Origin of the sequence: Streptomyces kunmingensis (assembly GCF_039533535.1) — a bacterium.
GTDB classification, from domain to species: Bacteria; Actinomycetota; Actinomycetes; order Streptomycetales; family Streptomycetaceae; genus Streptomyces; species Streptomyces kunmingensis.
Map to the genome: position 1 here is coordinate 53,199 of NZ_BAAATS010000057.1, position 25,633 is coordinate 78,831.

Consider the following 25,633-nt stretch of genomic DNA (forward strand, 5'->3'; position numbering starts at 1 on the left):
GCCCTCTGCGCATAGCCTTCGGTCGTGGAGAACGTACGACAGGGTCCGGGAACCGGGTGGCGCGAGGCCACGGAAGAGGCGTTGTACGGCCCGCACGGCTTCTACCGGAGGCCCGAAGGGCCCGCCGGGCACTTCCGTACGTCGGTGCACGCGTCCGCGCTGTTCGCGGGTGCGGTGGCCGCGCTGCTGTGCCGGGTCGACGCGGCCCTCGGGGAGCCGGCGGAGCTGGCGTTCGTCGACATGGCGGCGGGGCGCGGCGAACTGGTTTCCCGCGTCCTACAGGAACTGCCGGAAACAGTGGCCGCACGCGTGCGTGCCTACGCGGTCGAGAAGGCGGACCGTCCCGAAGGTCTCGATCACCGGATCGAGTGGCGGACCGAGCCGCCCGCCGGGGTCGGCGGCCTCCTCTTCGCCAACGAGTGGCTCGACAACGTGCCCCTGGAGGTCGTCGAAGCGGACGCGGACGGCACGGCACGGCTGGTGCTCGTACGGGAGGACGGCACGGAGAGCCTCGACGCGGCGCCCCTCGACGACGAGCTGCGCGGATGGCTGGACGCCTGGTGGCCGCTGCCCGCCGAACCGGGCCTGCGCGCCGAGGTCGGACAGCCCCGCGACGAGGCGTGGGCGGCGGCCGTCCGCACGCTGGAGCGCGGGCTCGCGGTCGCCGTGGACTACGCCCACACGCGCGGGGCACGGCCGCTCTTCGGCACGCTCACCGGTTTCCGGGACGGCCGCGAGACGACCCCGGTGCCGGACGGCTCCTGCGACCTCACGGCGCATGTGGCCCTGGACGCGTGCGCGGTGACACCGGAGGCCCGGATCGTGTCGCAGCGCGCCGCTCTGCGGGCCCTGGGGGTGGCCGCGGGGCGCCCGCCGCTGGCGCTCGCGTCCGAGGACCCGGCGGCGTACGTACGGGCGCTCACGCGGGCGGGAGAGGCCGCGGAGCTGACGGCACGCGGCGGGCTCGGCGACTTCGGCTGGCTGGTCGAGCCGGTGGGCCTGCCCGGCGGTGCCCTACTTGTCGATGTCGCCGACGACGAAGAACAGTGACCCGAGGATCGCCACCATGTCGGCGACCAGCGTCCCCGGAAGCAGCTCGGCCAGCGCCTGGATGTTGTTGTACGAGGCGGAGCGCAGCTTGAGCCGGTACGGCGTCTTCTCGCCCTTGCTGACGAGGTAGTAGCCGTTGATGCCGAGCGGGTTCTCCGTCCACGCGTACGTGTGGCCCTCGGGCGCTTTGAGGACCTTGGGGAGGCGCTGGTTGACCGGCCCTGGCGGGAGTTCGGCGAGCCGGTCCAGGCAGGCGTCGGCGAGGTCGAGGGCGACGTGGGACTGCTCCAGAAGGCACTCGAAGCGCGCCAGGCAGTCGCCTTCTTGGCGCGTGACGACCTTCAGGGTGTCCTGAAGCTCCCCGTAGGCGAGGTACGGCTCGTCGCGCCGCAGGTCGAAGTCGACGCCGGAGGCGCGGGCGATCGGGCCGCTGACCCCGTAGGCGTGCGCGGCCTGCGCGGACAGGACGCCGACGCCGCGCGTACGGGCCCGGAAGATCTCGTTGCCGAGGACGAGCCGGTCGTAGACGTCCATACGGGAACGCACGTCCGCCACGGCGGCACGCGCGCGTCCCGTCCAGCCGAGCGGCAGATCCTCCTTGAGGCCGCCGACCCGGTTGAACATGTAGTGCATGCGCCCCCCGGAGACCTCCTCCATGACGTTCTGGAGTTCCTCGCGCTCACGGAAGGCGTGGAAGACCGGGGTGATTCCGCCCAGTTCGAGCGGGTACGAACCCAGGAACATCAGATGGTTCAGCACCCGGTTCAGCTCGGCGAGCAGGGTCCGCAGCCAGACGGCGCGCTCGGGGACCTCCATGCCCAGCATCCGCTCGACGGCGAGCACGACCCCCAGCTCGTTCGAGAAGGCGGACAGCCAGTCGTGGCGGTTGGCGAGCATCACGATCTGCCGGTAGTCGCGTGCCTCGAAGAGCTTCTCCGCGCCGCGGTGCATGTAGCCGATGACCGGTTCCGCCTGCTGGATGCGCTCGCCGTCGAGCACGAGACGCAGACGCAGCACTCCATGCGTGGAAGGGTGCTGCGGACCGATGTTGAGCACCATGTCGGTGCTCTCCGCGGCACCACCGATGCCGACCGTGGCCTGAGTCGTGGGCGTCATGCGGACAGTCTCTCCTACGTAGGGTGGTCGTATGGAAACGGGGACTACGGGGGTCACAGGGCCCGCGGACGGTGTCGGGGCGCAGTCGGGCGCCGGTCCGGTCTGGACGGGAGTGCAGCCCGGCCTGCTGAAGGTGCGCCGGCTGCTGCTGGTGCTGTGGCTGGTGCCACCGGCTGTGGCGGCCGGGGTGCTGCTCGGCCTCTGCGCGGGGCCCGTCTGGGCGGCCTTCGGCCTGCTGCCGCTGGTCGTGCTCGCGTGGGGCTGGCCGATGCTGGGCCGCAACTGGCGCTCGTGGCGCTACGCCGAGCGGGCCGACGACCTGCTCATCAGCCGCGGCGTCCTGTGGCGTGAAGAAACGATCGTGCCGTACGGGCGGATGCAGCTCGTCGAGGTGACCTCCGGCCCGCTGGAGCGGAAGTTCGGCCTGTCGAGCCTGCAACTGCACACCGCGGCCGCCGCCACCGACGCGACGATCCCGGGCCTCGTCCCGGCCGAGGCCGAACGGCTGCGCGATCGCCTCACCGAACTCGGCGAAGCCCGATCGGCGGGCCTGTGACGGACTCCCGCGCCCCCGAGGACACCCCGGCCGCGGCGCCCGCCGAAGCCGTACGAGAACACCGGCTGCACCCCTTCACGCCGCTGCGCCGGGCCTGGGCGCCGATAGCCGTCCTGCTCGGCTGGGCCGTCCACGACATGGACCAGGCGCAGCGCCAGCTGGCCCACCTCACCGGCACCACCCTGACCATCGGCCTCGCCGTCCTGGTCCCGGCCGCCGCCCTGTACGGGTTTCTCACCTGGTGGTTCACGCACTTCGCGGTGACTGACACCGAACTGCGCATCCGTACGGGCCTGTTGTTCCGCCGCACCGCCCATATCCGGCTCGACCGCCTCCAGGCCGTCGACATCACGCAGCCGCTGGTGGCCCGCCTCGTAGGCGTGGCCAAGCTGAAACTCGACGTAGTAGGCGCCGACAAGAAGGACGAGCTCTCCTACCTGGGCGAGAAGCAGGCACGCGACCTACGTGCCGAACTTCTGGCCCGAGCGGCCGGATTCGCTCCCGAGTCGGCGCGCGAGGTGGGCGAGGCCCCGGCGCGGCAGATCCTGCACACGCCCCCGCGCACGCTCGCGGTGGCACTGCTCCTGACGGGCACGCCGTGGGCGATGCTGCTGGCCGCGATCGTCGTACCGACCTTCCTGTGGTTCGCCACCCACAACCTGTGGACAGTGATCGGGGTCGGCGTCCCGCTGGCCGGCGGCGCGTTCACCAACAGCGCGGGCCGGTTCATCAAGGAGTACGACTGGACGGTCGGCGAGTCCGAGGACGGGCTCCGCATCGACCACGGGCTGCTCGACCAGGTGCACGAGACGGTGCCGCCGGGCCGCGTGCAGACCGTACGGATCGTCGAGCCGCTGCTGTGGCGGCGCCGCGGCTGGGTCCGCGTCGAACTGCACGTCGCCGGGTCCGCCAACTCCGTCCTGGTCCCCGTCGCCCCGCGCGAGCACGCCGAGGACGTCATCGCGCGGATCCTGCCGGGCGTCGAGGTGCCCAAACCGACCGAGTTCACCCCGGCGCCCCGGCGGGGCCGCTGGTGCGTGCCCTTCTGGTGGCGGGCCTACGGGGTCGCCGTCACGGAGACGGCGTTCGCCGCGCGCCAGGGGCTCCTCCAGCGCCGGCTCTCACTGGTCCCGCACGCCAAGGTGCAGAGCGTGCGGCTCACCCAGGGGCCCTGGGAGCGCTGCTGGCGGGTCGCCGGGCTGCACCTCGACACCGGCGCCAACAAGACGGTGACGGCCCGCCTGAGGGACGCGCAGGAGGCGGCGGAGCTGTTGCGGGCGCAGGCGGACCGGTCGCGCACCGGGCGTCGGGAAGCGCGCCCGGACCGCTGGATGAGCAAGGCCCCGAGCAAGGCGCCCCACTCGCCGTAGGCAGGCCGTGCTCAACGAAAAGGCGCCCTACGGCGAGTAGGGCGCCTTACGTATGTCCGGCGAGGCCAGGTAATGGCTGGGACCAGGTGACGGCCGGGACCAAGTGACGGCCGGGACCAAGTGATGGCGGGCTTCAGGCCCGCAGTGCCGACCTCAGGTCGCCCACATCGATCTGCTCGGTCTCGTCGTGGGCGGTCAGGTCGATGACCTCCTGCTCGGCGAGGGCCTCTTCCCCTATGACATCGGCCAGGTCTTCGTCCTGGTCCGCCCGTTCGACCTGGTCCGCCGGGTCCGCCTGCTCGGCCTGGCCCGCCTCCTCGGCCTGGCCCGCCTGCTCGGCCGGGTCCGTCTGCTCCGTGTCGGAGCCGCTCGTCCCGAAGAAGTCGAAGCCGCCCTGGGGGACCTTCCGCGCGGGCGCCGCCGGCACCACGGCCGCGGCGACCGGCACGGTGTAGTGGCCGGACGCCGCGCCGGACTTCCCCCGCGAATCGGTCTCCTCGGCGGTGGCGGACGGCTGCGGCTCGGAGCGCCGCGCGAGCCGGTCGAGCGCCGCGTTCGCCCGCAGATACAGGGCCGCGTGGGCACCGGCCACGGAGCCCGACGACGTCCCGGCCGGAGTCGAGGCCCCGGCGGGGGCGGTGGTCGAGGCGGAGGAGGTAACCGGGGCGGGGGCAGGCGGCAGCGCTCTGGCCGGGGCGGCGGCCTCTATGGCGAGCTGACGCCGGCCCTCCAGGGCGCTGGCCCGCTCCGTCTCCGCGTTCGCGTACCGCCGCAGCAACGCCGCGTGTTCGTTGCGCAGCCCCGCCAGCTCGGACCGCTTCGCGCGCAGCTTGCTCTCCAGCTTGGAGCGCAGCTCCCGCGACTCCTCGAGGTCGCCCTCCAGCTCCGCCACGGCCTCCTCGTGCCGCCAGCGCTCGCTCGCGGCACCCCGCGTCAGATCGGCGACCTGCTTGCCCGCGAGCCGGTCCCAACGGCGCATCACGACGGCGCCGACCACGGCGGCCGCCGCGGCGGCCGCGGTGATACACCGCAGCACGAGCGGATCTCCGGACAGCCAGACGCCGCCCGCACAGACGAGCGGTACGCCGGCGATCACCGAAGGGGGCAGCAGGCGGTGCAAGGGTGGGGAATGGCGGTGGCGTCCACGTGGCATGGCCAGAAACTTACCGCGCGTAGGCGAATCGCGAAGCCCCGCCCGTCAAAATTCGGGCACAGGCGGCACAGAAACCACCGAACTCACACCGGAAGGCGTCCGCTTACCCCTCACCCACTCCCCTGCTACTCCCTCGTCACCCCCGACCCATCATCAAGATCATTTACCGATGAGGCCCTTGGACTCCAGATAGTCCTTCGCGACATCCGCTTCCTTCTGCCGCTCGGCATCGACCTTGCGGTTCAACTCGATGAGATCGTCCGTGGTGAGCGTCTGCGTCAGCTTCCCCAGAACGTCGGATATCCCCTTGTCGCCCGCGTCCTTCGCGTTCACGACCGGAATGATGTTGTCCGCGTTCTGCAGCTTCTTGTCGTCCTCGAGCAGCACCAGACCGAAGTTCTTGAGCGTCGCGTCGGTCGTGGTCGTCAGGACCAGCTGGTCCGTGCCGTTCTTCACGGCCTGCTTGGACTGCGTGGTGCCGACGCCCTTGGGATCGATACCCGTGACATCGATCCCGTACGTCTTCTTCAGGCCCGGCGCGCAGAACGGCCGCTCCTCGCATTCGTCACCGGCCGCGATCTTCACCTTCTGGCCCGACCTGCCGAGATCGGAAAGCGTCGTGAGCTTGTGCTTCTTCGCGAAGCTCTCGCTCACCGCGAACGCGTTCTGGTCGACGGCCTCACCGGCGTCCAGAACCTTCAGGCCCTCCGGCTCGGCGAGCTTGCGCAGAGCGGCCACCGTGGCGTCGGCGTCGCTGGAGGCGACGGGCTTCGCATCGGCGCCGTTCTTCTTCAGGTTGAGGAATTCGGCGAGCGTCGCCGCGTATTCGGGCACCACGTCGATGGCGCCCTTGACGAGCTGCGGCTCATAGATCTCACGGTTCTCGACCGTCTTCACCGACGCGTCGTACCCGGCGTCGGCCAATATCTGCCGGTACAGCTCGCCCATCACCTTGGCCTCGGTGAAACTGGCGGCGCCGACGACGACCTTGCCCTTCTTGGCGCCGTCGCCCGAACCACCCGCATCGTCCTTGCCCTCGAGACTGTCGCCACCGCACGCGGTGACGCCCGCGGTCAGTGCTCCGACCGCCACAGCCGCCAAGGCCACTCGCCGCATCCTGCTGTTCATCGCTCTCCTAGTTGCACTGGTCGACTGGTCGGTCGCACTGCCAGAACCTCACGCCGCACACCGCCGTCACGCCCGGCCCCGCATGGGGTCGAGCACCCGCCCCACCCCGACGAACACGCCCTCCACCAGCAGCGCGAGCGCGGCCACGAGCACGGCCCCGGCGACCACCTGCGGCGTGTCCTGAAGGTTGAACCCGGCTGTGATGATCCGCCCGAGCCCGCCCTCACCCGCCATCGCGGCCAGCGTCGCCGTCGCGATCACCTGCACCGCCGCCGACCGCAGACCGGTCATCACCAGCGGATACGCCAACGGCAGCTCGACCCGGGCGAAGACCTGGCGGCCGCTCATACCCATGCCGCGCGCGGCCTCCACCACCGAACGGTCGACCTCTCGCATACCGACGTACGCGTTCGTCAGCAGCGGCGGCACCGCGAACAGCACCAGCGCGATCAGCGTCGGCACGTCACCGTGGCGGCCGAGCGGGGTCAGGGTCAGCAGGACGAGGACGGCCAGGGTCGGCACCGCGCGCCCCACGTTCGACACGTTGATCGCGAGGGCGCCGCCCTTGCCGATGTGCCCGAGCCACAGGGCGAGCGGCAGCGCGATCAGACAGGCGACACCGAGCGCGACACCACTGAAGTACAGATGCTCGGCCAGGCGGTGCCACACCCCCTTCTCGCCCTGCCAGTTGGCGCCCGTGCTCAGCCAGTCGTAGGCCCCCGATATCGCGTTCATGCCACCTTCTCCGGCTCCGCAGCGGCCGCGCTCCTACGTATTCGTGACCCGCGCGAAGAGCGTCCGGCTCTCACCCGTGTCCACGGGGTCAGCCACCGCTGTACGCCGAGCAGCAGCAGGTCCGCGAGGATCGCGAGCACCACACACAGCACCGAGGCGGTCAGCACCTGGGCCTTGAAGTCGCTGTCGAGGCCGTCGAGGATCAGCGTGCCGAGGCCGCCGTAGTCGACGATCGCGCCGACCGTCGTCAGCGCCACCGTCGAGACCGTGGCGATCCGCACGCCGGCCAGCAACGCGGGCAGCGCCAGCGGCAGTTCGACCTCCCACAGCAACCGCAGCGGCCCGTACCCCATACCGCGCGCGGCCTCTCTGGCCTCCTCGGGCACGGACTGCAGTCCCGCCAATATGTTGCGCACGAGAATCGTCAGCGAATACAGGACGAGCCCGGTGACCACCAACGAGATCGAAAGCCCGAAAAGGGGCAGCAGCAGCGAGAACATCGCCAGCGAGGGAATCGAGTAGAAGACGGTCGTCAGACCGAGCACCGGCCCCGCGAAAGCACGCTTGTGCCGGGCGAGCAGCGCGAGCGGGAAGGCGATCAGGATGCCGATCACCACCGACGCCACGGTGATTCCCAGGTGCTGGACGGTCGCGTCGACCAATTCCTGGCTGCGGGTGCGCAGATACTCCCCGCACACCCAGTCATTGGCCACCAGGCAGTTCTGTTCGCTCACCCCGCCCACCTCCCCCGGTCCCCCGAACGTATGTCAGTCGTCCGCACCTGCGCACGCACGTTTTCTGACTGTCGACGACCCTAGCGGCCACCACTGACAATGGCCGAGACCCGCCCCCTCCCCGCAACATTCCCTTCACATGACTGCCTTGCCGGGACGTGCCGCACACGGCCCCGGCCCGGCAGAATGAGGTCTCATGATCCGGTTCGAGCACGTCAGCAAGCGGTACGCGGACGGCACCACTGCCGTCGACGACCTGTCCTTCGAGGTGAACGAGGGCGAGCTGGTCACGCTCGTGGGCCCGTCGGGCTGCGGCAAGACCACGACGATGAAGATGGTGAACCGGCTCATCGAACCCACTGAAGGCCGGATATTCCTCGACGGCGACGACATATCCGCCATCGACCCGGTCCAGTTGCGGCGCCGGATCGGATACGTCATTCAGCAGGTGGGCCTCTTCCCGCACAAGACGGTGCTGGACAACACCGCGACCGTGCCGCACCTGCTCGGCGTCAAGCGCGCCAAGGCCCGCGAGCGCGCCGCCGAACTGCTCGATCTGGTGGGCCTGGACCCCGGCACGTTCGGCGACCGCTATCCCGACCAGCTCTCCGGCGGCCAGCGGCAACGCGTGGGCGTCGCCCGGGCCTTGGCGGCCGATCCGCCGGTGCTGCTGATGGACGAGCCGTTCGGCGCGGTCGACCCGGTGGTGCGCGACCATCTCCAGACGGAGTTCCTGCGGCTTCAGCAGACGCTCGGCAAGACGGTCCTGTTCGTCACGCACGACATCGAGGAGGCCGTCCGCCTCGGCGACCGCATCGCCGTGTACGGACAGGGCAGCATCGAGCAGTTCGACACCCCCTCGGCCGTCCTGGGCGCTCCCGCCACCCCGTACGTCGCCGATTTCGTCGGCGCCGACCGGGGCCTCAAGCGGCTGTCCGTGACGCCCATCGAGGAGGGCGACCTGGAGCAGCCGCCCGTCGTCCACCTGGACGACCCGCTGCCCACGGACCTCGACGCCCGCTGGGCCGTCGTCCTGGACCACGACAACAACCTGCACGGCTGGATCTCCGCCGAGCACACGCGCGCGGCCGCGGCAGAAGGCGGCGCGAAGGGCGACACCGTACGGGACCACGCGCGCCGCATGGAGGCCTGGCTGCCAGTCGGCGCCTCGCTCAAGCAGGCGTTCGCGACCATGCTCCAGCACGACGCGGGGTGGATCGCCGTCATCGACGCACGCTCGGAGGGCCGCTTCCTCGGCGTCCTGACCCCGGCCAGGCTGCACGAGGCGCTACGCCGCTCCACGGCCGCGGACGCCCGGGCCATCCCGCGCGCGGAGGTCGAACTGGAGACGGTGACACCCCTTCGTAAGTAGGCGCTTTCGTAAGTAGGCGCTGTGAAGTAGGTGCCTGAAGCAGCCGCTCTGAAGTAGACGCTCAGAAGTAGGCGTTGCTCCGGATGAACCCGCTTCCGCCTCGACCCGTCCTAGAGGGCGCAAGTCGCGGATGCCGCATTTGGCCCCGCGTTCACGTTTCTTGCGGAACTACGGGAATGCGATGTTCGTCAGGATGGATGCGGGAAGCTCGTGGGGTGTTCCGCGCCGGGTGAAGCGCATGCTGCGCGGCCCCCGCCCGGAGTCCGTGCCGGCCCTGGCCGCGCGGGCGTGCGTCTGGGTCGGACTCCTGGACGTCGCGGCCGGCGTCCTGCCTCCGCTCAGGCACAGCCGGATGCACTCCGTCACCGAGAGGCTGCCGGGCACGCTGGGGCCGGTCGCCGCGGCTCTCACGCTCGGCAGCGGCGTCCTGCTGCTCCTGCTCGCGCACGGCCTGCGGCACCGTACGCGGCCGTCCTGGCGCGCGGCCGTGGTGCTGCTGCCGCTCGGCGCCGCCGCACAGTTCACGTACCGGCACTCGGTCGTCGGGGTCGTCGTCCCGCTGCTGTTCCTGTGGCTGCTCGCCAAGCACCGCGACCGGTTCGACGCCCTTTCCGACCCGCGCGGCCTCAGGCGCGCCCCGGCCAACTTCGTGCTCATGGGCGCCGGTTCGATCCTGCTCGGCCTCGCCGTCGTCAGCGCCCACTCCGGCCGGCTCGTCGGTGACCCCAGCCTCGCCGAGCGTCTGGAGCACGTCCTGTACGGCCTCTTCGGCGTCACCGGGCCCCTCGACTACACGGGACGCGCGGCCGGCACGGTCTCCTTCTCGCTCGGCGCGCTCGGCGTGCTCACCACCCTCACCACGGTCTTTCTCGCGTTCCGCCCCGACCGCCCGGCCGCGCATCTCACCGAGGACGACGAGACGAAACTGCGCGCCCTACTGAAGAAGCACGGCACCCTCGACTCCGTGGGGTCCTTCCCTTTGCGCCGGGACAAGGGCGTGGTCTTCTCACCCAGCGGCAAGGCGGCCGTCTGCTACCGCGTCGTCTCCGGGGTGATGCTCGCCGGCGGTGACCCCGTCGGCGACGTGGAGGCGTGGCCCGGCGCCATCGAGCGCTTCATGGACGAGGCGCGGGCCCACTCCTGGACGCCGGCCGTCATGGGCTGCTCCGAGACCGGCGGCGAGGTCTGGACCCGCGAGACCGGACTGGCCCCGCTCCACGCCGCACCGAAGCCCGGCATCACCCGCCTCTCGCTCGGCTACGCCGTGTTCCTCTCGGCACGCGCGCGTGCCGAGGCCGGACGGCGGATACGCGCCGCCCACGGCACGATCCGCTCGACAGCCCCGACAAAGCAGGCACCACCCGCACCGGCACAGGCACCACCCGCACCGGCCCAGGCGATGCCAGCACCGGCTCAAACAATGCCAGCACCGGCCCGAGCAGTGCCCGCACCGTCCCGCGCAGTGCCCGCACCGGTACAGGCGCCGACCGCACCGGCCCAAGCACCCCCGGACCGGCTCTAGGCTGGAAGCCATGAGCACGTCGCAGGTCCACCGCGGCCACGTAGCCCGCCTCCCCGTCTGGGACCGCTGCGCGGTCATGGGTGTCGTCAATGTGACGCCCGACTCCTTCTCCGACGGGGGACGCTGGTTTGACACCACCGCCGCGATCAAGCACGGCCTGGACCTGGTCGCCCAGGGCGCCGACCTCGTGGACGTCGGCGGTGAGTCCACCCGCCCGGGCGCCACCCGCGTCGACGAGGACGAGGAGCTCAAGCGCGTCATCCCCGTCGTCCGCGGACTCGCCGCCGAAGGCATCACCGTCTCGGTCGACACCATGCGCGCCTGCGTCGCCGAACAGTCCCTCGCGGCGGGAGCGTCCCTGGTCAACGACGTCAGCGGTGGCCTTGCGGACCCGGCGATGGTCCCGGTCGTCGCCGCCGCGGGCGCCCCCTTCGTGGTGATGCACTGGCGCGGCTTCCTGGAGGGCGCCACCGTACGGGGCTCGTACGAGGACGTCGTCTCCGAAGTCGTCGGTGAGCTGCACGCGCGCGTGGAGGCCATCATCGAGGGCGGTGTCGCCCCCGACCACATCGTCGTCGACCCGGGCCTCGGCTTCTCCAAGGAGCCCGGGCACGACCTCGCCCTCCTCGCCCACCTCCCGGAACTCCGCGCGCTGGGCCACCCCCTCCTGGTCGCGGCCTCCCGCAAGCGGTTCCTCGGCCACGTCCTGGCCGACGAGGAGGGCGCCCCGCCGCCCGCGCGCGAGCGTGACGCCGCCACCGCCGCCGTCTCCGCGATCGCCGCGCACGCCGGCGCCTGGGCGGTGCGCGTCCACGAGGTGCGGGCCACCGCCGACGCGGTCCGCGTGGCCCGTGCCGTCGAAGGAGCTCTGTGACCAGCACCGACACCCAGGCCGTCGACGACGCCAACCGCGCCTACTACGAGGCCATGGAGCGCGGCGACTTCGAGGAACTGACGTCCCTGTGGCTGGCTCCCGAGGACGTCGCCTATGCCGAGGACGCGGATCCCGACGACGCCGAGGACACGTCGATCAGCTGCGTGCACCCCGGCTGGCCGGCGCTGACCGGCCGCGGCGAGGTGCTGCGCTCGTACGCGCTGATCATGGCGAACACGGAGTACATCCAGTTCTTCCTGACCGATGTGCGGATCAGCGTCGTCGCCGACACCGCCCTGGTGACCTGCACCGAGAACATCCTCAGCGGGGGTCCCGCCCCGGAGGACGGCGACGAGCTCGGCCCCCTGGTCGGCCAGCGCGTCGTCGCCACGAACGTGTTCCGGCGCACTCGCGAGGGCTGGAAGCTGTGGTCGCACCACGCCTCGCCGGTGCTCGCGGACGCGGACGACGAGTCCGACACCGCCGACGACGCCGGGATCGCCGACCTCCCCGACAACACCGAGGACGACGGGCCACTCGCCTGAGTGGGTAAACGCCCCGGAAGGGGCCGGAAGTCCCAGCGGTCGGGTTGCGTCCCCGGCGCCCTGGGTATGGGCGGCTACCAGCCGGGGCCGGTCTGTCCACAGCCCCCGCGAGCGAGCGCTGTCAGTGCTCGCAGGTAGATTCGATCGAGGCCGTCGCGTCGAACCGCACATCGACGGGAGCGGCCCCTACCGACGACTGCAGGAGTGATTCGCGTGGATCGTGTCGCGCTGCGCGGCCTCAAGGCCCGCGGGCACCATGGCGTCTTCCCCAAGGAGCGCGAGGAAGGCCAGACCTTCATCGTGGACCTGGTGCTCGGACTGGACACCCGGGCGGCGGCGGCCGATGACGACCTGGCGAAGACCGTGCACTACGGCATCGTGGCGGAGGAGGTCGTGGCCGTCGTCGAAGGCGAGCCGGTCGACCTCATCGAGACGCTCTCCGAGCGCATCGCCCAGACCTGCCTGAAGCACGAGGGGGTACTGGAGGTCGAGGTCTGCGTCCACAAGCCGGACGCGCCGATCACCGTGCCCTTCGACGATGTGACCGTCACCATCACCCGGAGCCGAGTATGAACCAGACTCAGTTCGACCCGACCGTCCAGCCGGTTCCGACCTCCGTGGTGGAGCAGGTGGATGCCGCCGACACCACGCTCTCCAACCCCCACCGCGCCGTGCTCTCCCTGGGCGCGAACCTGGGCAACCGCCTGGAGACGCTCCAGGGCGCCATCGACGCCCTGGAGGACACTCCCGGTGTCCGCGTCAAAGCCGTCTCCCCGGTGTACGAGACGGAGCCCTGGGGCGTCGAGCCCGGCAGCCAGCCCTCGTACTTCAATGCGGTGGTGCTTCTGAAGACGACACTCCCGCCCGCCTCGCTCCTGGAGCGGGCCCACGCCGTCGAGGAGGCCTTCCACCGCGTACGGGACGAGCGCTGGGGCCCGCGCACCCTCGACGTCGACATCGTCGCGTACGCCGATGTCGTCTCGGACGACCCGACGCTCACGCTGCCCCACCCGCGGGCCCACGAGCGGGCCTTCGTGCTGGCACCCTGGCACGACGTGGAGCCGGACGCCCGGCTGACCGGCCGCGGTACCGTCGCCGAGCTGCTCACCGCCCTGACCCGCGACGGAGTGGCGCCCCGCGGCGACCTGGAACTTCGGCTGCCCGAGTAATCGTTAGGGTCTAGCGGGCAGAGCGAAAACACATGAGGGGCGACCAACGGGGATGAAGCAACTGCGCATCAGGACTCTGGCCGGCCTCTTCCTGGCCGCCGGGGTGCTGTCCTGGGCCGGCGCCCGGCTGTGGGACTCGGTCGGCACGCTGCCGCGGGTCCCACCGGCCGCGCCGATCGTGCTGGCGGTGATCGCCGCGGTGCTGCTCGCGACGGCCCTGTCCATCCGCTCCCGGCTCCGCGCCCAGCGCGAGCGCCGCCCCGGGGCCAAGGGTGTCGACCCGATGATGGCCGCGAGAGCGCTCGTCTTCGGGCAGGCCAGTGCGCTGGTCTCCGCGCTGGTCTCCGGGATGTACGGCGGGACCGGTGCGTTCCTGCTCGAGTCCCTGGACATCCCGGCCCGGCGCGATCAGGCGATCTACGCCGGGTTCTCGGTCCTCGCCGGCATCGCGGTGATAGCGGCCGCACTCTTCCTGGAGCGCGTCTGCAAACTCCCGGAAGACGAAGACACCGAGGGCACAGCAGCCCCAGCCGCCTGACCCCCTCAAGCCCCGGCCGCCCGACCCAATCAAGCCCCGGCCATCTGACCCAACCAAGCCCCTCCGGCGATTGAGGAGCGGGGTCCGGGGCAGAGCCCCGCGCCCTCAGCCCCAGCGCCCCCGCGCCTCAGCGCCCTCCGACGGGGGCCCCGACGGCGTCAACGCCCAATGATCAAGCTCATCGCCTCGGCCCGAGTAGCCGGATCCCGCAACTGCCCCCGCACAGCCGACGTAATCGTCTTGGCCCCTTGCTTACGCACGCCCCGCATCGTCATACACATGTGCTCGCACTCCACGACCACAATGACGCCCCGCGGCTCCAGGATCTCCATCAGGGAGTCCGCGATCTGCGTAGTCAGACGCTCCTGGACCTGCGGGCGACGGGCGAAGACATCGACGAGCCGGGCCAGCTTCGACAGCCCCGTGATCTTGCCGTCGGACGACGGAATATAGCCGACGTGCGCGACGCCGACGAACGGGACCAGATGGTGCTCACAGCTCGACTGGACCTCGATGTCCTTCACCAGGACCATCTCGTCATGGCCCAGATCGAACGTCGTCGTCAGGACATCCTCGGGCTTCTGCCACAGGCCCGCGAATATCTCCTTGTACGCCCGAGCGACCCGTCCCGGGGTCTCCCGCAGGCCCTCGCGGTCCGGGTCCTCACCGACCGCGATGAGCAGCTCGCGCACGGCGTTCTCGGCCCGCTTCTCGTCGAACTCGCCGATCGAGCCCTCGCCGTCCAGCGTCACCGGGTCGGTCATTGTGGTGCCTCTTCCTCGTATGTACCGGCGCGGCAGCACAAAGAGCCGCGTCCCCCACACCGTAAAGCGTGGGGGACGCGGCATGCATTCCGGGCCTTGTGAAGGCTTCGGTCAGCTCTCGGGGCGCTCTTCCTTCACCGTGTCCACCGGGGTGGTGGTCTCGATGGCGGGCGTCGACCCGTTCGCCCCGTTCGTCAGTGACAGCTCCCTGGGGGAGAGCACCGGCGGGCGGGTCGAGGGGGTGCGGCGGGTGGAGCCGGTCCACGCGGGGCGGGCCGGACGCTTCACGATCGGGGCGAAGATCTCGGCGATCTGCTCCTTGTTCAGCGTCTCCTTCTCGAGCAGCGCGAGGACGAGGTTGTCGAGGACGTCGCGGTTCTCGACCAGGATCTCCCAGGCCTCGTTGTGCGCGGTCTCGATGAGCTTCTTGACCTCTTCGTCGACGAGCGCGGCGACCTCTTCCGAGTAGTCGCGCTGGTGACCCATCTCACGGCCCAGGAAGGGCTCGCTGTTGTCACCGCCGAACTTGATCGCGCCGAGCCGCTCGGTCATGCCGTACTGCGTGACCATCGCGCGGGCCGTACCGGTGGCCTTCTCGATGTCGTTCGCGGCACCCGTCGTCGGGTCGTGGAAGACGAGCTCCTCGGCCGCGCGGCCGCCCAGCATGTAGGCGAGCTGGTCGAGCATCTCGTTGCGCGTGGTCGAGTACTTGTCCTCGTCCGGCAGCACCATCGTGTAGCCGAGAGCACGGCCCCGGGAGAGGATCGTGATCTTGTGGACCGGGTCGGAGTTCGGTGAGGCCGCCGCGACCAGGGCGTGTCCGCCCTCGTGGTACGCGGTGATCTTCTTCTCCTTGTCCGACATGATCCGGGTCCGCTTCTGCGGGCCCGCGACCACACGGTCGATCGCCTCGTCGAGCGACAGGTTGTCGACCAGCTTCTTGTCCGAGCGGGCCGTGAGCAGCGCGGCCTCGTTCAGCACGTTCGCCAGGTCGGCGCCCGTGAAGCCCGGGGTGCGGCGCGCGACGGCCGACAGGTCGACGTCGGGCGCGACGGGCTTGCCCTTCTGGTGAACCTTGAGGATCTCCAGACGGCCCTGCATGTCCGGGCGGTCGACCGCGATCTGCCGGTCGAAGCGGCCGGGACGCAGCAGCGCCGGGTCGAGGATGTCCGGCCGGTTCGTGGCGGCGATCAGGATGACGCCGCCCTTCACGTCGAAGCCGTCCATCTCGACGAGCAGCTGGTTCAGCGTCTGCTCGCGCTCGTCGTGACCGCCGCCGAGGCCGGCGCCGCGGTGGCGGCCGACCGCGTCGATCTCGTCGACGAAGACGATCGCCGGAGCGTTCGCCTTGGCCTGCTCGAAGAGGTCGCGGACACGGGAGGCACCGACACCGACGAACATCTCGACGAAGTCGGAACCGGAGATCGAGTAGAACGGGACCCCGGCCTCACCGGCGACGGCGCGCGCGAGGAGCGTCTTACCGGTACCGGGCGGGCCGTAGAGCAGCACGCCCTTGGGGATTTTGGCGCCGACGGCCTGGAACTTGGCCGGCTCCTGCAGGAACTCCTTGATCTCGTGGAGTTCCTCGACCGCCTCGTCCGAGCCCGCCACGTCGGCGAACGTCGTCTTCGGGGTGTCCTTGGTGATGAGCTTGGCCTTGGACTTCCCGAACTGCATGACGCGGGAGCCGCCGCCCTGCATCTGATTCATCAGGAACAGGAAGACGACCACGATGAGGACGAAGGGCAGCAGCGTCAGCAGGATGCCCACGAAGGGGTTCTGCTTCGACGGGGAGACGGTGTACCCGTCGGAGATCTGCTTGTCCTCGAACTTGGCCTGCAGGACCTTGGCCACCTCGACGCCCTGGTCGCCGATGTAACTGGCCTGGATCTTGCTCGAGCCGTCGACCTTCTGGCCGTCCTTCAGCTCGGCCTTGATGGTGTTGTCGTCACCGGTGGTCAGCTTGGCCGACTCCACCTTGTTGTCGTTGATGGCCTGAATGACCTGGCCGGTGTCCACCGTCTTGTAGCCGCCGGACGAACCGACGACCTGCATCAACACGACCACGGCAAGGACGGCCAGCACGATCCACATGACCGGCCCACGGAAGTATCGCTTCACGTCCATCCATACGGAGCGATGACGCCCCGTCCCTCCTGCCATAGTGAGTTTGATAAGGCTGTTTAAAGCTGTTTGAAGAACTGTTCTTCGGACGGTACCCCAGCATTGTCACCCGACGCCGCAGGGGACGACCGACAAACGAGCCTTCGCCTGTCCAACGGCGGGGACCCCGTGAGGGTTCCCGGCCGCCCGGCGCGTACTCAGCCGCCGTAGACGTGCGGGGCGAGAGTGCCGACGAACGGCAGGTTCCGGTACTTCTCCGCGTAGTCCAGGCCGTACCCGACCACGAACTCGTTCGGGATGTCGAAGCCGACCCATTTCACGTCGATGGAGACCTTGGCCGCATCGGGCTTGCGCAGCAGCGTGCACACCTCGAGGGAGGCGGGCTCGCGCGAACCGAGGTTCGTGAGCAGCCAGGACAGCGTCAGACCGGAGTCGATGATGTCCTCGACGATCAGGACGTGCCGGCCCTTGATGTCGGTGTCGAGGTCCTTGAGGATCCGCACGACGCCGGACGACTGGGTGCCCGCGCCGTACGAGGACACCGCCATCCAGTCCATCGTGACGGGGGTGGCCAGAGCGCGGGCCAGGTCCGCCATGACCATGACGGCGCCCTTGAGCACTCCGACGATCAGCAGGTCCTTGCCCGCGTACTCCGCGTCGATCTTCGCGGCCAGCTCTGCCAGCTTCGCGTCGATCTCTTCCTTGGTGATGAGCACCGACTGAAGGTCGGTGCCCATGTCTTTCGCGTCCACCCGCATCACTTTCGGTCGTCCCACCGGCCACTCAGAGCCCACCGAGAACGTGGCCTCTCATCAGCCTTGCCGGATGACCAGTCTGCCACCCTGCCGCTGGGCGACGACTTTGCCCGGGAGGTTGATCTCTCCCTGGCCCCGCCATCCGGTGATCAGGCGGTCGACCTCTTCGATGTGGCGGGCGAAGAGCGCACCGGCCGGGGCGCCGGCCTCGATCGCGGCCCGGCGCAGGATGCGGCGGCGCACGGCGGGCGGCAGCGCGTAGAGCTTGGCGCACTCGAGGAGCCCGGCCGTGTCCCGTACGGAGGCGGCGGCCTGCTGGGCCCAGGTGTCCAGGGCGTCGGCGTCGTCCCGGGAGAGCTGGGCTGTACGGGCGAGGGCCTCGACGACGCCCTTGCCGAGCGCCTTCTCCAGGGCGGGCAGTCCTTCGTGGCGAAGTCTGGAGCGCGTGTAGGCCGGATCGGTGTTGTGCGGGTCGTCCCAGACGGGCAGGTGCTGCACGAGGCAGGCCTTGCGCGCGGTCTGCCGGTCGAGCTGGAGGAAGGGGCGCCGGTAGCGGCCCGCGGCGCCCGAGACGGCGGCCATGCCGGACAGGGAGCGGATGCCGGAGCCGCGGGCGAGGCCGAGCAGGACGGTTTCGGCCTGGTCGTCTCGGGTGTGGCCGAGCAGGACGCCGGCGGCGCCGTGGCGCTCGGCCGCGGCGTCGAGGGCGGCGTAGCGGGCGTCGCGGGCGGCGGCTTCGGGGCCGCCGGTGCGGCCGACGTGGACGGCGACGGACTCGACGGGGCGGAGGCCGAGGGCGGTCAGGCGCAGGACGACATCCTCGGCGCGGCTGTCGGAGCCGGGCTGCAGACCGTGGTCGACGGTGATGCCACCGGCGCGGATGCCGAGCTTGGGCGCTTCGAAGGCGAGGGCCGAGGCGAGCGCCATGGAGTCGGCGCCGCCCGAGCAGGCGACCAGCACGAGGGGCTGCTCGCCGGTGGGGGGCTGGGTGTGTGCGCTGAGGATGTCGTGGAGGACGCGGCGGACCGCCAGGCGTATCGCCGCGACCGCAGGATGGGGACCCATGTCCGGTTCCCTTCATTCCGTTGTCTAGGGGGGTGGGCGCCAGATATTGAATCGGCTCGAACGCTCAACGGTGATCCGGTGCATTCGGTCACGCAGAGTGTGTCGATGGTGACAGAGCCGAGCCATTCCCTGAGCATCGCACGCCTACCCACGGCCTACGGTCCCTCGGATGGGTGATCCTGAGCGCATTCCGGCGTGGTCTACGGGGTGTCGTGAGCGCCGTCTGCCCTGTTGTGCACCCGTGCGACCCAGTCCGCCGGTTTGGCGATCTCCGCCTTGGTCGGGAGGGTGTTGGGCGAGGTCCAGACGCGGTTGAAGCCGTCCATGCCGACCTCGTCGACGACGGCGCGGACGAACCGCTCGCCGTCGCGGTACTGGCGCAGCTTGGCGTCGAGGCCGAGGAGCTTGCGCAGGGCCATGTCGAGCCGGGAGGCGCCCTTCTGCCTGCGCTGCTGGAACTTCTCGCGGATCTCGCCGACGGTGGGCACGACCGCGGGGCCGACGCCGTCCATCACGTAGTCCGCGTGGCCTTCGAGCAGGGACATGACGGCGGTGAGGCGGGCCAGGATCTCGCGCTGGGCCGGGGACTGGACGAGTTCGACGAGGGAGCGTCCGCCGTCGTCCTCCTCGCCTTCGGGGCGGCCGCCGGCGAGTGACTGGGCGGCTTCCCTGATCCGTTCCAGGAAGGTCGAGGGGTCGACCTCGGTCTCGGCGAGGAACGACTGGATCTCGCCCTCCAGGTGGTCGCGCAGCCAGGGCACGGCCGTGAACTGGGTGCGGTGCGTCTCTTCGTGCAGGCAGACCCAGAGCCGGAAGTCGTGCGGGTCGACGTCGAGTTCGCGCTCGACGTGGACGATGTTGGGCGCTACGAGGAGGAGGCGGCCGCCGCCGTTCGGTGCGGCCGGGAGGTCGCGGGAGGCGGGGGCGAAGGTCTCGTACTGGCCGAGGACGCGGGAGGACATGAACGACAGGAGCATGCCGAGTTCGACGCCGGTGACCTTGCCGCCGACCGCGCCGAGCATGGCGCCGCCCGGTCCCGACCTGCGTTCCTGCATCTTGTCGAGGAGGGGCTTGAGGATCTCGCGGAAGCCCTCGACGTTGGCCTTCACCCAGCCGGGCCGGTCCACGACGAGGACGGGGGTGTCGTGGACGTCCTCCGTGGCCATGCGCGTGTACGCGCGCACGTGCTCCTCGGACGCCTTGGCGTGCCGGCGCAGCTCCGCGACGATGGCGCGTGCCTCGTCGCGGCTGACCTCTGGGCCGGGTCGTACGAGTCGGGTCGCGGTGGCCACCGCGATATTCCAGTCGACCATCCCTGAAGAGGCAGCGCCGCCGATGCTCGTCATGCGTCAACGGTACGTGACCCCTCCCGTACACGGAGGGGGTTGAACCCGAGCGCGGCCCCCAGTTCGGCCCTGGTGTCGCCTCCGGTCTCCCCTAAGGGAGACCGGAGTTCAGCGGCAGCCGCAGTTGGCGACGGAGGAGGCGAGTCGGTCGAGGCTCGCCTGGGCCGTCTGGGGGCCGGGGGCGCCCTGGGTCATGAAGGCGAAGACGAGGAGCCGTCCGTCGGCGTCGACGACGGAGCCCGCGAGGGTGTTGACCCCGGTGAGGGTGCCGGTCTTGGCGCGGACGAGGCCGGTGCCGGAGGCGTCGGCCTCGTCGCTGTAGCGGCTGCTGAGGGTGCCGGTGAAGCCGGCGACGGGCAGGCCGGTGAGGACGGCGCGCAGTTCGGGGCGGCCGGGTTCGGCGGCTTTGGCGAGCAGGCCGGTGAGCAGGTCGGCGGAGATTTTGTCGGTGCGGTCGAGGCCGCTGCCGTCGGCGAAGCGGGTGCCGGCCAGCGGGAGGCGGAGTGTGCCGAGCTGCTGGTGGACGGCCTTGCCCGCGCCGTCGAAGTCGTGGCTCTCGCCGGCGGCGACGGCGGTCTGCCGGGCGAGGGCCTCGGCGATGTCGTTGTCGCTGTGCGTCAGCATGCGCTCGACGAGGGCGGACAGCGGCGGTGATTCGACCTTGGCGATGTCCTCGGCCTTGCCGGACGCCTTGCCCGCTTGCGGGTCGCCGCCCTTGGTCCTGATGCCGTGGTCGTGCAGGAGGTCCGCGAATTTCCGGGCCGCGGACGCCGCCGGGTCGGCGGCGCGCGGGGCCGGGCCGCTGTTGGAGTCGTCGGTGCGGCCTTCGTCGGCCATCAGGGCGGTGACCTGGGCGAGGTTCTCGTTGGGGCCGATGGGGTGGGTCTTCGGCCCGGAGTAGAGCGAGGTGTCGTAGGCGAGGGTGATCTCGGTGGTGCCGCTCTTCTTGAGGGAGGCGGCCGTTTCGTCGGCGAGAGTGCGCAGGCTGGCGGCGCCGTAAGGATTCTTCTGACGTGCCGTCAGGGTGGGGTCGCCGCCGCCGACGAGGACGAGCTTCCCTGCGTCCTTCTCCAGGCGCGTGCGGGTCGCGATGCGGTGGTCGGGGCCCGCCGCCGTCAGGGCAGCCACAGCCGTGGCCAGTTTGATCGTGGACGCCGGGGTGAGGGCGTCCCCCGCGGACTTCCCGTACAGCCGCTCTCCGGTGACCGCGTCGACGACCGCGGCCGTGCGGCGCGTCCCCAGCGAGGGGTCCTTCAGGAGCGGGTCCAGTACGTCGGCCAGGGCCTCGCGGGTGGGCGCGGGCACCGTCGCGCCGGGCGCGGCCAGGACTGCGGGGGCGCGCGGCGCGGCGGCGGGCGCCCCTGGTCGCGTACCGGGAGCGCCATCGTGATCTGCGCCACCTGCGGCCTCCTGGGAGGCCGCTCGGTGCGCCTCGGCCTTACGCTGACCCGAAGCGTCCCAGGGACCGGTCGTGGCCACCACGACGGCCGTGAGGACAAGACCCACCGCCGTCGCGCCCGCCGTGACGTGTTTGGTCCTGCTCCTCGCAACCCACGTGGCAGCGGTCTTCGCCGCACTCGTCAAGAGCTGCGAAGCCTTCAGCTCCGGCACCGCGGACCAGCCCCTTTCGCGATCACACACCTGCGTGAGGGACACTTAACCACCAGTCGTATGTGTTGATCATGGAGGAGCCACCGGTGGAGTTCGACGTCACGATCGAGATTCCGAAGGGATCGCGGAACAAGTACGAGGTCGACCACGAGTCCGGTCGGATCCGTCTGGACCGTCGTCTGTTCACCTCGACCGCCTACCCGACGGACTACGGCTTCGTCGAGAACACGCTGGGCGAGGACGGCGACCCGCTGGACGCCCTGGTCATCCTGGACGAGCCGACCTTCCCCGGTTGCCTCATCAAGTGCCGCGCCATCGGCATGTTCCGTATGACGGACGAGGCCGGCGGCGACGACAAGCTGCTGTGCGTCCCGGCGACGGACCCGCGGATGGAGCACCTGCGCGACATCCACCACGTCTCCGAGTTCGACCGCCTGGAGATCCAGCACTTCTTCGAGGTCTACAAGGACCTGGAGCCCGGCAAGTCCGTCGAGGGCGCCGACTGGGTGGGCCGCACGGAGGCCGAGGCCGAGATCGAGCGTTCGTACAAGCGCGCTCAGGACCAGGGTGGTCACTGACCCTCTCGTTCACGTACGGGCCGCACGACCCCTGCCGGGGTTGCGCGGCCCGTTCGCGTATTCGTGCGCATACTGAGGCGTACGGGAGGCAGACGCTTACGTAGACGTGCGTAGTGGACGTACGTAGACGTGCGAGGGCGAGGACCACAGAGGTGCCACACAGGTGACGGAGCGGGAGACCGAGGCCCCGGAGGAGCGCAAGCCGCAGTCCGACGAGGCCCGCAGTCAGTTCACGCAGCCCATCGGGGTGGTCGCGGCGGCTCCGGTGATGGAGGAGGAGTCCTCGGTCACCTCGGAGTTCTCGCTGCCCGACGGGCTGAACGTGCAGGCGCCCGAGGCGGCCGACGCCGAAGGGTCCGCGTTCACTCCGCCGAAGACCTACAGCTCGCGCCAGTCACCGGCCGCGTTCACCCCGGCGCACGGCATCCCCATGGTCAAGCTGACCAAGGAGGCGCCCTGGCAGGACCGGATGCGCACGATGCTGCGGATGCCGGTCGCCGAGCGGCCCGCGCCCGAACCGGCGCAGAAGCAGGACGACGCCGGGCCCGCCGTGCCGCGCGTGCTCGACCTGACGCTGCGTATCGGGGAGCTGCTGCTCGCCGGTGGAGAGGGCGCCGAGGACGTGGAGGCGGCGATGTTCGCCGTGTGCCGCTCCTACGGGCTCGACCGGTGCGAACCGACGGTGACGTTCACGCTGCTGTCGATCACCTTCCAGCCGTCGCTCGTCGACGACCCGGTGACGGCGTCGCGCACGGTGCGCCGGCGCGGCACCGACTACAACCGGCTCGCCGCGGTGTTCCGGCTCGTCGACGACATCAGTGACGAGGACGACGAGGTCGACGTCACGCTGGAGGAGGCGTACCGGCGGCTCGCGGAGATCCGCCGAAACCGGCACCCGTACCCCGGATGGGCGCTCACGGGGGCGAACGGGCTGCTCGCCGGTTCCGCCTCGATCCTCGTCGGCGGTGATCTGCTGGTGTTCGTCGCCGCGGCGGTCGGCGCGATGCTGGGCGACCGGCTCGCGTGGCTGTGCGCGGGGCGCGGATTCCCGGAGTTCTACCAGTTCACGGTGGCCGCGATGCCGCCCGCGGCGATCGGCCTGGTGCTCACGCTCGCCCATGTGGACGTGAAGGCGTCCGCGGTGATCACCGGTGGACTGTTCGCGCTGCTGCCGGGGCGGGCGCTCGTGGCGGGCGTACAGGACGGGCTGACCGGCTTCTACATCACGGCCTCGGCGCGACTCCTGGAGGTCATGTACTTCTTCGTCGGCATCGTCATCGGCGTGCTGATCATGCTGTACGTCGCCGTGCAGCTGCACGCGCCGCTGAACGCCGAGGCGGCGCTGAACCCCGTCTCGCGACCCTACTGGCAGATCGCCGCGTCGATGGCGCTGTCACTGGCGTTCGCCGTGCTGTTGCAGCAGGAGCGGTCGACGGTGCTCGCGGTGACCCTCAACGGGGGTGTGGCGTGGATCGTCTACGGGGCGATGCACTACGCGGGCGACATCTCACCGGTCGCCTCCACGGCGGCGGCGGCCGGCCTCGTCGGCCTGTTCGGGCAGTTGTTCTCCCGGTACCGGTTCGCCTCCGCGCTGCCCTACGTCACGGCCGCGATCGGGCCGCTGCTCCCCGGTTCGGCGACGTACTTCGGGCTGCTCGCGATCGCCCACAACGACGTCAACCAGGGGCTCGTCTCGCTGTCCAAGGCGGCGGCCCTCGCGATGGCCATCGCTATCGGGGTGAACCTGGGTGGCGAGATCTCCCGCCTGTTCATCCGCTCGCCCGGGGCGGAGAACCGCCGCGCGGCCAAGCGGACGCGCGGCTTCTAGAATCCGGCGATTCTCTACCGCTTGGCGTGCCGGCCGCGCTGGGCCGGGGCCCCCGCCGTGTCCGGGGCGGTGCCCGGCTCGGCCTGGGCCGCCGCCTTCTTGGACTTGCCGCGCGCCCGCAGGAACTCGATCGCGATCGGCACCACCGAGATCAGGACGATCAGGATCAGGATCGCCTCGATGTTCTTGTGGACGAACGCGATGTTGCCCAGCCAGGAGCCGAGCAGCGTCACGCCGGCGCCCCACAGCACACCGCCGATCACGTTGAACGTGATGAACGAGCGGTACTTCATGCCGGAGACGCCGGCGATGATCGGCGTGAACGTGCGGACGATCGGCACGAAGCGGGCCAGGACCAGCGACTTGGGGCCGTGCTTCTCGAAGAACTCGTGCGCCTTCTGCACGTTCTCCTGCTTGAAGAGCTTGGAGTCCGGGCGCCGGAACAGCGAGGGGCCGACCTTCTTGCCGAAGACGTAGCCCGCCTGGTCACCGAGGATCGCGGCGAGGCAGATCAGTCCGACCGCTCCCCAGAGCGGGAAGTCCAGGGTGCCGGCGGTGATCAGCAGGCCCGTGGTGAACAGCAGCGAGTCGCCGGGCAGGAAGAAGCCGATCAGCAGGCCCGACTCGGCGAACACGATGAGGAGCAGGCCCCAGATGCCGAACGTGTTCAGCAGGTAGTCCGGGTCCAGCCAGCTTGGTCCGAGAGCAAGCGTCATCACGGGTCCGGGCTCCTGAGGGCTTGAGAAGAGAAACAGAACAAGGTCAGCAAAGGCAATGGCGATGCAAAGTTATCAACGCCGATCGCCCCTGCCAGGTTCCAGTAGCCCTCTCAGGATGCACTGTGCGTCAACTGTGGCAAACCTGTCGGTATGCGCGAGGTCGCAAGGGCGCCCGCGTCAAGCCGAATGCCGGGCGGCGTTCGCGTGGATCGCGTCCCGCAGGTGCTGGGCGACGCCCTCGCCCATGGAGTCGTAGAACGCCTTGAAGCGCTCGTCGGCCACATACATGTCGCCCAGGCAGAGGTGCATCGCATACGGGCACTCGTAGAACCACTGCGAGATGTGCAGGCGGTGCTCCTCGGCCAGGTCCATGGCAGGCTCGCCCGTCGCCGGCTCGCCGGTCGCGACGAGGGCCGCGTACCGGGCGCTCCAGTCGTCGACCTCGGCCTGGAGCCGCTTCCAGTCGTCCTTCGTGTAGGCCGCGGCCCGCCGCTGCGACTCGGCGTACTCCTCGGTGCCGCCCCAGCGCTGTTCGGCCTCCTCGGCGTACTGCTCGGGGTCCTTCTCCCCGAAGACCTCGAACCGCTCTTCGGGGGTGAGCTGGATTCCCATCTTCTGTGCCTCCATGGCGTGTTCGACGGCCTCGGCCATCTTCTGGAGTCTCTCGATCCGGGCGAGCAGCACGTCGTGCTGACGCCGCAGGTGGACGCGCGGGTCCGTCGCCGGGTCGTCGAGCAGGGTCTGGACCTCGTCCAGCGGGAAGCCGAGCTCCCGGTAGAAGAGGATCTGCTGGAGCCGGTCCAGGTCGGTCCCGCTGTAGCGGCGGTGGCCCGCGTGGTTGCGCTCGCTCGGCACGAGCAGGCCGATCTCGTCGTAGTGGTGCAGCGTGCGCACCGTGACGCCGGCGAATCCGGCGACCTGCCCCACCGAGTGGCTCATGCGCCGCGCCTCCTGATCGTCGCGTTGCCTGCCGTACGTGGT

The 25,633-nt window shown here is 70.4% G+C and carries 24 protein-coding genes and 1 pseudogene; 12 read left to right on the forward strand and 13 right to left on the reverse strand.

The annotated features are described in order from the left end of the window. Positions 1–24: 24 nt before the first annotated feature. A complete protein-coding gene (locus ABD366_RS40770) occupies positions 25–1,050 on the forward strand; it encodes an SAM-dependent methyltransferase (protein ID WP_324770740.1) in 1,026 nt (341 codons plus the stop codon). Here ABD366_RS40770 and ABD366_RS40775 read toward each other — a convergent pair. Then, positions 1,015–2,166 carry an NADH-quinone oxidoreductase subunit D gene (locus tag ABD366_RS40775; RefSeq protein WP_324770739.1) on the reverse strand — a complete coding sequence of 384 codons (1,152 nt, stop codon included), beginning with the start codon at positions 2,164–2,166 and terminating at the stop codon, positions 1,015–1,017. The genes ABD366_RS40770 and ABD366_RS40775 overlap by 36 nt on opposite strands. 31 nt (positions 2,167–2,197) lie before the next feature. Here ABD366_RS40775 and ABD366_RS40780 point away from each other — a divergent pair, with 31 nt between their 5' ends. Further along, a complete protein-coding gene (locus tag ABD366_RS40780) occupies positions 2,198–2,722 on the forward strand; it encodes a PH domain-containing protein (protein ID WP_324770738.1) in 525 nt (174 codons plus the stop codon). Further along, positions 2,719–4,092: a PH domain-containing protein gene (locus tag ABD366_RS40785; protein ID WP_324770737.1), complete on the forward strand. Its 1,374-nt coding sequence runs from the start codon at positions 2,719–2,721 to the stop codon at positions 4,090–4,092. Before ABD366_RS40780 ends, ABD366_RS40785 begins: the two co-directional genes overlap by 4 nt. A gap of 133 nt (positions 4,093–4,225) precedes the next feature. Here the strand turns inward: ABD366_RS40785 and ABD366_RS40790 are convergent, their stop codons facing one another. The 4 genes from ABD366_RS40790 to ABD366_RS40805 form a co-directional block, all read right to left on the reverse strand. After that, a complete protein-coding gene (locus ABD366_RS40790; RefSeq protein WP_324770736.1) occupies positions 4,226–5,245 on the reverse strand; it encodes a hypothetical protein in 1,020 nt (339 codons plus the stop codon). 159 nt (positions 5,246–5,404) lie between these two features. Beyond that, complete coding sequence (locus ABD366_RS40795; protein ID WP_324770735.1) at positions 5,405–6,373, reverse strand: ABC transporter substrate-binding protein; 969 nt, start codon at positions 6,371–6,373, stop codon at positions 5,405–5,407. Positions 6,374–6,439: 66 nt separating this feature from the next. Then, the gene (locus ABD366_RS40800; protein WP_324770734.1) at positions 6,440–7,108 is read right to left on the reverse strand and encodes an ABC transporter permease; all 669 of its coding nucleotides are present in this window, start codon (positions 7,106–7,108) and stop codon (positions 6,440–6,442) included. Next, the gene (locus ABD366_RS40805; RefSeq protein ID WP_324770732.1) at positions 7,105–7,842 is read right to left on the reverse strand and encodes an ABC transporter permease; all 738 of its coding nucleotides are present in this window, start codon (positions 7,840–7,842) and stop codon (positions 7,105–7,107) included. The genes ABD366_RS40800 and ABD366_RS40805 overlap by 4 nt, the downstream gene beginning before the upstream one ends. Before the next feature lie 196 nt (positions 7,843–8,038). Between ABD366_RS40805 and ABD366_RS40810 the strand changes: the two genes are divergently transcribed. From ABD366_RS40810 to ABD366_RS40840, 7 genes and pseudogenes are all read left to right on the forward strand, one after another. Next, on the forward strand, positions 8,039–9,214 hold the full coding sequence (locus ABD366_RS40810) for an ABC transporter ATP-binding protein (protein ID WP_324770731.1): 1,176 nt from the start codon (positions 8,039–8,041) through the stop codon (positions 9,212–9,214). 181 nt (positions 9,215–9,395) lie between these two features. Further along, positions 9,396–10,431, forward strand: a pseudogene (locus ABD366_RS40815) (phosphatidylglycerol lysyltransferase domain-containing protein); the annotation flags it as partial. 315 nt (positions 10,432–10,746) lie between these two features. Further along, the gene (folP, locus tag ABD366_RS40820; protein WP_324770729.1) at positions 10,747–11,610 is read left to right on the forward strand and encodes a dihydropteroate synthase; all 864 of its coding nucleotides are present in this window, start codon (positions 10,747–10,749) and stop codon (positions 11,608–11,610) included. Positions 11,611–11,663: 53 nt separating this feature from the next. Continuing rightward, entirely contained in the window at positions 11,664–12,155 is a 492-nt protein-coding gene (locus ABD366_RS40825; RefSeq protein WP_411293756.1) for a nuclear transport factor 2 family protein, read from the forward strand. A gap of 213 nt (positions 12,156–12,368) precedes the next feature. After that, complete coding sequence (gene folB, locus ABD366_RS40830) at positions 12,369–12,728, forward strand: dihydroneopterin aldolase (protein ID WP_324770727.1); 360 nt, start codon at positions 12,369–12,371, stop codon at positions 12,726–12,728. Then, positions 12,725–13,324: a 2-amino-4-hydroxy-6-hydroxymethyldihydropteridine diphosphokinase gene (gene folK, locus ABD366_RS40835; protein ID WP_324770726.1), complete on the forward strand. Its 600-nt coding sequence runs from the start codon at positions 12,725–12,727 to the stop codon at positions 13,322–13,324. Before folB ends, folK begins: the two co-directional genes overlap by 4 nt. 52 nt (positions 13,325–13,376) lie before the next feature. Continuing rightward, entirely contained in the window at positions 13,377–13,862 is a 486-nt protein-coding gene (locus ABD366_RS40840; protein WP_324770724.1) for a DUF3180 domain-containing protein, read from the forward strand. Positions 13,863–14,020: 158 nt separating this feature from the next. On the opposite strand, the gene folE is transcribed toward ABD366_RS40840, so the two are convergent. The 6 genes from folE to dacB all read right to left on the reverse strand — a co-directional run bounded on the left by folE (position 14,021) and on the right by dacB (position 21,527). Next, positions 14,021–14,626, reverse strand: a complete 606-nt coding sequence (gene folE / locus ABD366_RS40845) for a GTP cyclohydrolase I FolE (RefSeq protein WP_324770722.1) — start codon at positions 14,624–14,626, stop codon at positions 14,021–14,023. Between the two features lie 111 nt (positions 14,627–14,737). Continuing rightward, entirely contained in the window at positions 14,738–16,753 is a 2,016-nt protein-coding gene (ftsH, locus tag ABD366_RS40850; RefSeq protein WP_324770721.1) for an ATP-dependent zinc metalloprotease FtsH, read from the reverse strand. Between the two features lie 194 nt (positions 16,754–16,947). Next, positions 16,948–17,508, reverse strand: coding sequence for a hypoxanthine phosphoribosyltransferase (gene hpt, locus ABD366_RS40855; protein WP_324770785.1), 561 nt, complete (start codon positions 17,506–17,508; stop codon positions 16,948–16,950). A gap of 54 nt (positions 17,509–17,562) precedes the next feature. Then, positions 17,563–18,570 (reverse strand): tRNA lysidine(34) synthetase TilS, encoded by a 1,008-nt coding sequence (gene tilS / locus ABD366_RS40860; protein WP_324770719.1) that lies wholly within the window; start codon positions 18,568–18,570, stop codon positions 17,563–17,565. Between the two features lie 200 nt (positions 18,571–18,770). Continuing rightward, positions 18,771–19,916, reverse strand: a complete 1,146-nt coding sequence (locus tag ABD366_RS40865) for a zinc-dependent metalloprotease (protein WP_324770718.1) — start codon at positions 19,914–19,916, stop codon at positions 18,771–18,773. A gap of 108 nt (positions 19,917–20,024) precedes the next feature. Continuing rightward, entirely contained in the window at positions 20,025–21,527 is a 1,503-nt protein-coding gene (dacB, locus tag ABD366_RS40870; RefSeq protein WP_324770717.1) for a D-alanyl-D-alanine carboxypeptidase/D-alanyl-D-alanine endopeptidase, read from the reverse strand. Positions 21,528–21,613: 86 nt separating this feature from the next. On the opposite strand from dacB, the gene ABD366_RS40875 reads away from it, so the two are divergent. Further along, the gene (locus ABD366_RS40875; RefSeq protein WP_164303342.1) at positions 21,614–22,105 is read left to right on the forward strand and encodes an inorganic diphosphatase; all 492 of its coding nucleotides are present in this window, start codon (positions 21,614–21,616) and stop codon (positions 22,103–22,105) included. A gap of 163 nt (positions 22,106–22,268) precedes the next feature. Then, positions 22,269–23,933, forward strand: coding sequence for a threonine/serine exporter family protein (locus ABD366_RS40880; RefSeq protein WP_324770716.1), 1,665 nt, complete (start codon positions 22,269–22,271; stop codon positions 23,931–23,933). 14 nt (positions 23,934–23,947) lie between these two features. Here the strand turns inward: ABD366_RS40880 and ABD366_RS40885 are convergent, their stop codons facing one another. After that, positions 23,948–24,652 (reverse strand): DedA family protein, encoded by a 705-nt coding sequence (locus tag ABD366_RS40885; RefSeq protein WP_324770715.1) that lies wholly within the window; start codon positions 24,650–24,652, stop codon positions 23,948–23,950. 177 nt (positions 24,653–24,829) lie between these two features. Continuing rightward, positions 24,830–25,591 carry a MerR family transcriptional regulator gene (locus ABD366_RS40890; protein ID WP_324770714.1) on the reverse strand — a complete coding sequence of 254 codons (762 nt, stop codon included), beginning with the start codon at positions 25,589–25,591 and terminating at the stop codon, positions 24,830–24,832. Positions 25,592–25,633 lie beyond the last annotated feature (42 nt).

Coding starts and splice junctions, on each gene's coding strand:
- ABD366_RS40775 (WP_324770739.1), bottom strand. CDS start 2,166: ATGACGCCCACGACTCAGGCCACGGTCGGCATCGGTGGTGCCGCGGAG.
- ABD366_RS40780 (WP_324770738.1), top strand. CDS start 2,198: ATGGAAACGGGGACTACGGGGGTCACAGGGCCCGCGGACGGTGTCGGG.
- ABD366_RS40790 (WP_324770736.1), bottom strand. CDS start 5,245: ATGCCACGTGGACGCCACCGCCATTCCCCACCCTTGCACCGCCTGCTG.
- ABD366_RS40795 (WP_324770735.1), bottom strand. CDS start 6,373: ATGAACAGCAGGATGCGGCGAGTGGCCTTGGCGGCTGTGGCGGTCGGA.
- ABD366_RS40800 (WP_324770734.1), bottom strand. CDS start 7,108: ATGAACGCGATATCGGGGGCCTACGACTGGCTGAGCACGGGCGCCAAC.
- ABD366_RS40810 (WP_324770731.1), top strand. CDS start 8,039: ATGATCCGGTTCGAGCACGTCAGCAAGCGGTACGCGGACGGCACCACT.
- folP (WP_324770729.1), top strand. CDS start 10,747: ATGAGCACGTCGCAGGTCCACCGCGGCCACGTAGCCCGCCTCCCCGTC.
- ABD366_RS40825 (WP_411293756.1), top strand. CDS start 11,664: ATGGAGCGCGGCGACTTCGAGGAACTGACGTCCCTGTGGCTGGCTCCC.
- folK (WP_324770726.1), top strand. CDS start 12,725: ATGAACCAGACTCAGTTCGACCCGACCGTCCAGCCGGTTCCGACCTCC.
- ABD366_RS40840 (WP_324770724.1), top strand. CDS start 13,377: ATGAAGCAACTGCGCATCAGGACTCTGGCCGGCCTCTTCCTGGCCGCC.
- folE (WP_324770722.1), bottom strand. CDS start 14,626: ATGACCGACCCGGTGACGCTGGACGGCGAGGGCTCGATCGGCGAGTTC.
- ftsH (WP_324770721.1), bottom strand. CDS start 16,753: ATGGACGTGAAGCGATACTTCCGTGGGCCGGTCATGTGGATCGTGCTG.
- hpt (WP_324770785.1), bottom strand. CDS start 17,508: ATGCGGGTGGACGCGAAAGACATGGGCACCGACCTTCAGTCGGTGCTC.
- tilS (WP_324770719.1), bottom strand. CDS start 18,570: ATGGGTCCCCATCCTGCGGTCGCGGCGATACGCCTGGCGGTCCGCCGC.
- ABD366_RS40865 (WP_324770718.1), bottom strand. CDS start 19,916: ATGACGAGCATCGGCGGCGCTGCCTCTTCAGGGATGGTCGACTGGAAT.
- ABD366_RS40890 (WP_324770714.1), bottom strand. CDS start 25,591: ATGAGCCACTCGGTGGGGCAGGTCGCCGGATTCGCCGGCGTCACGGTG.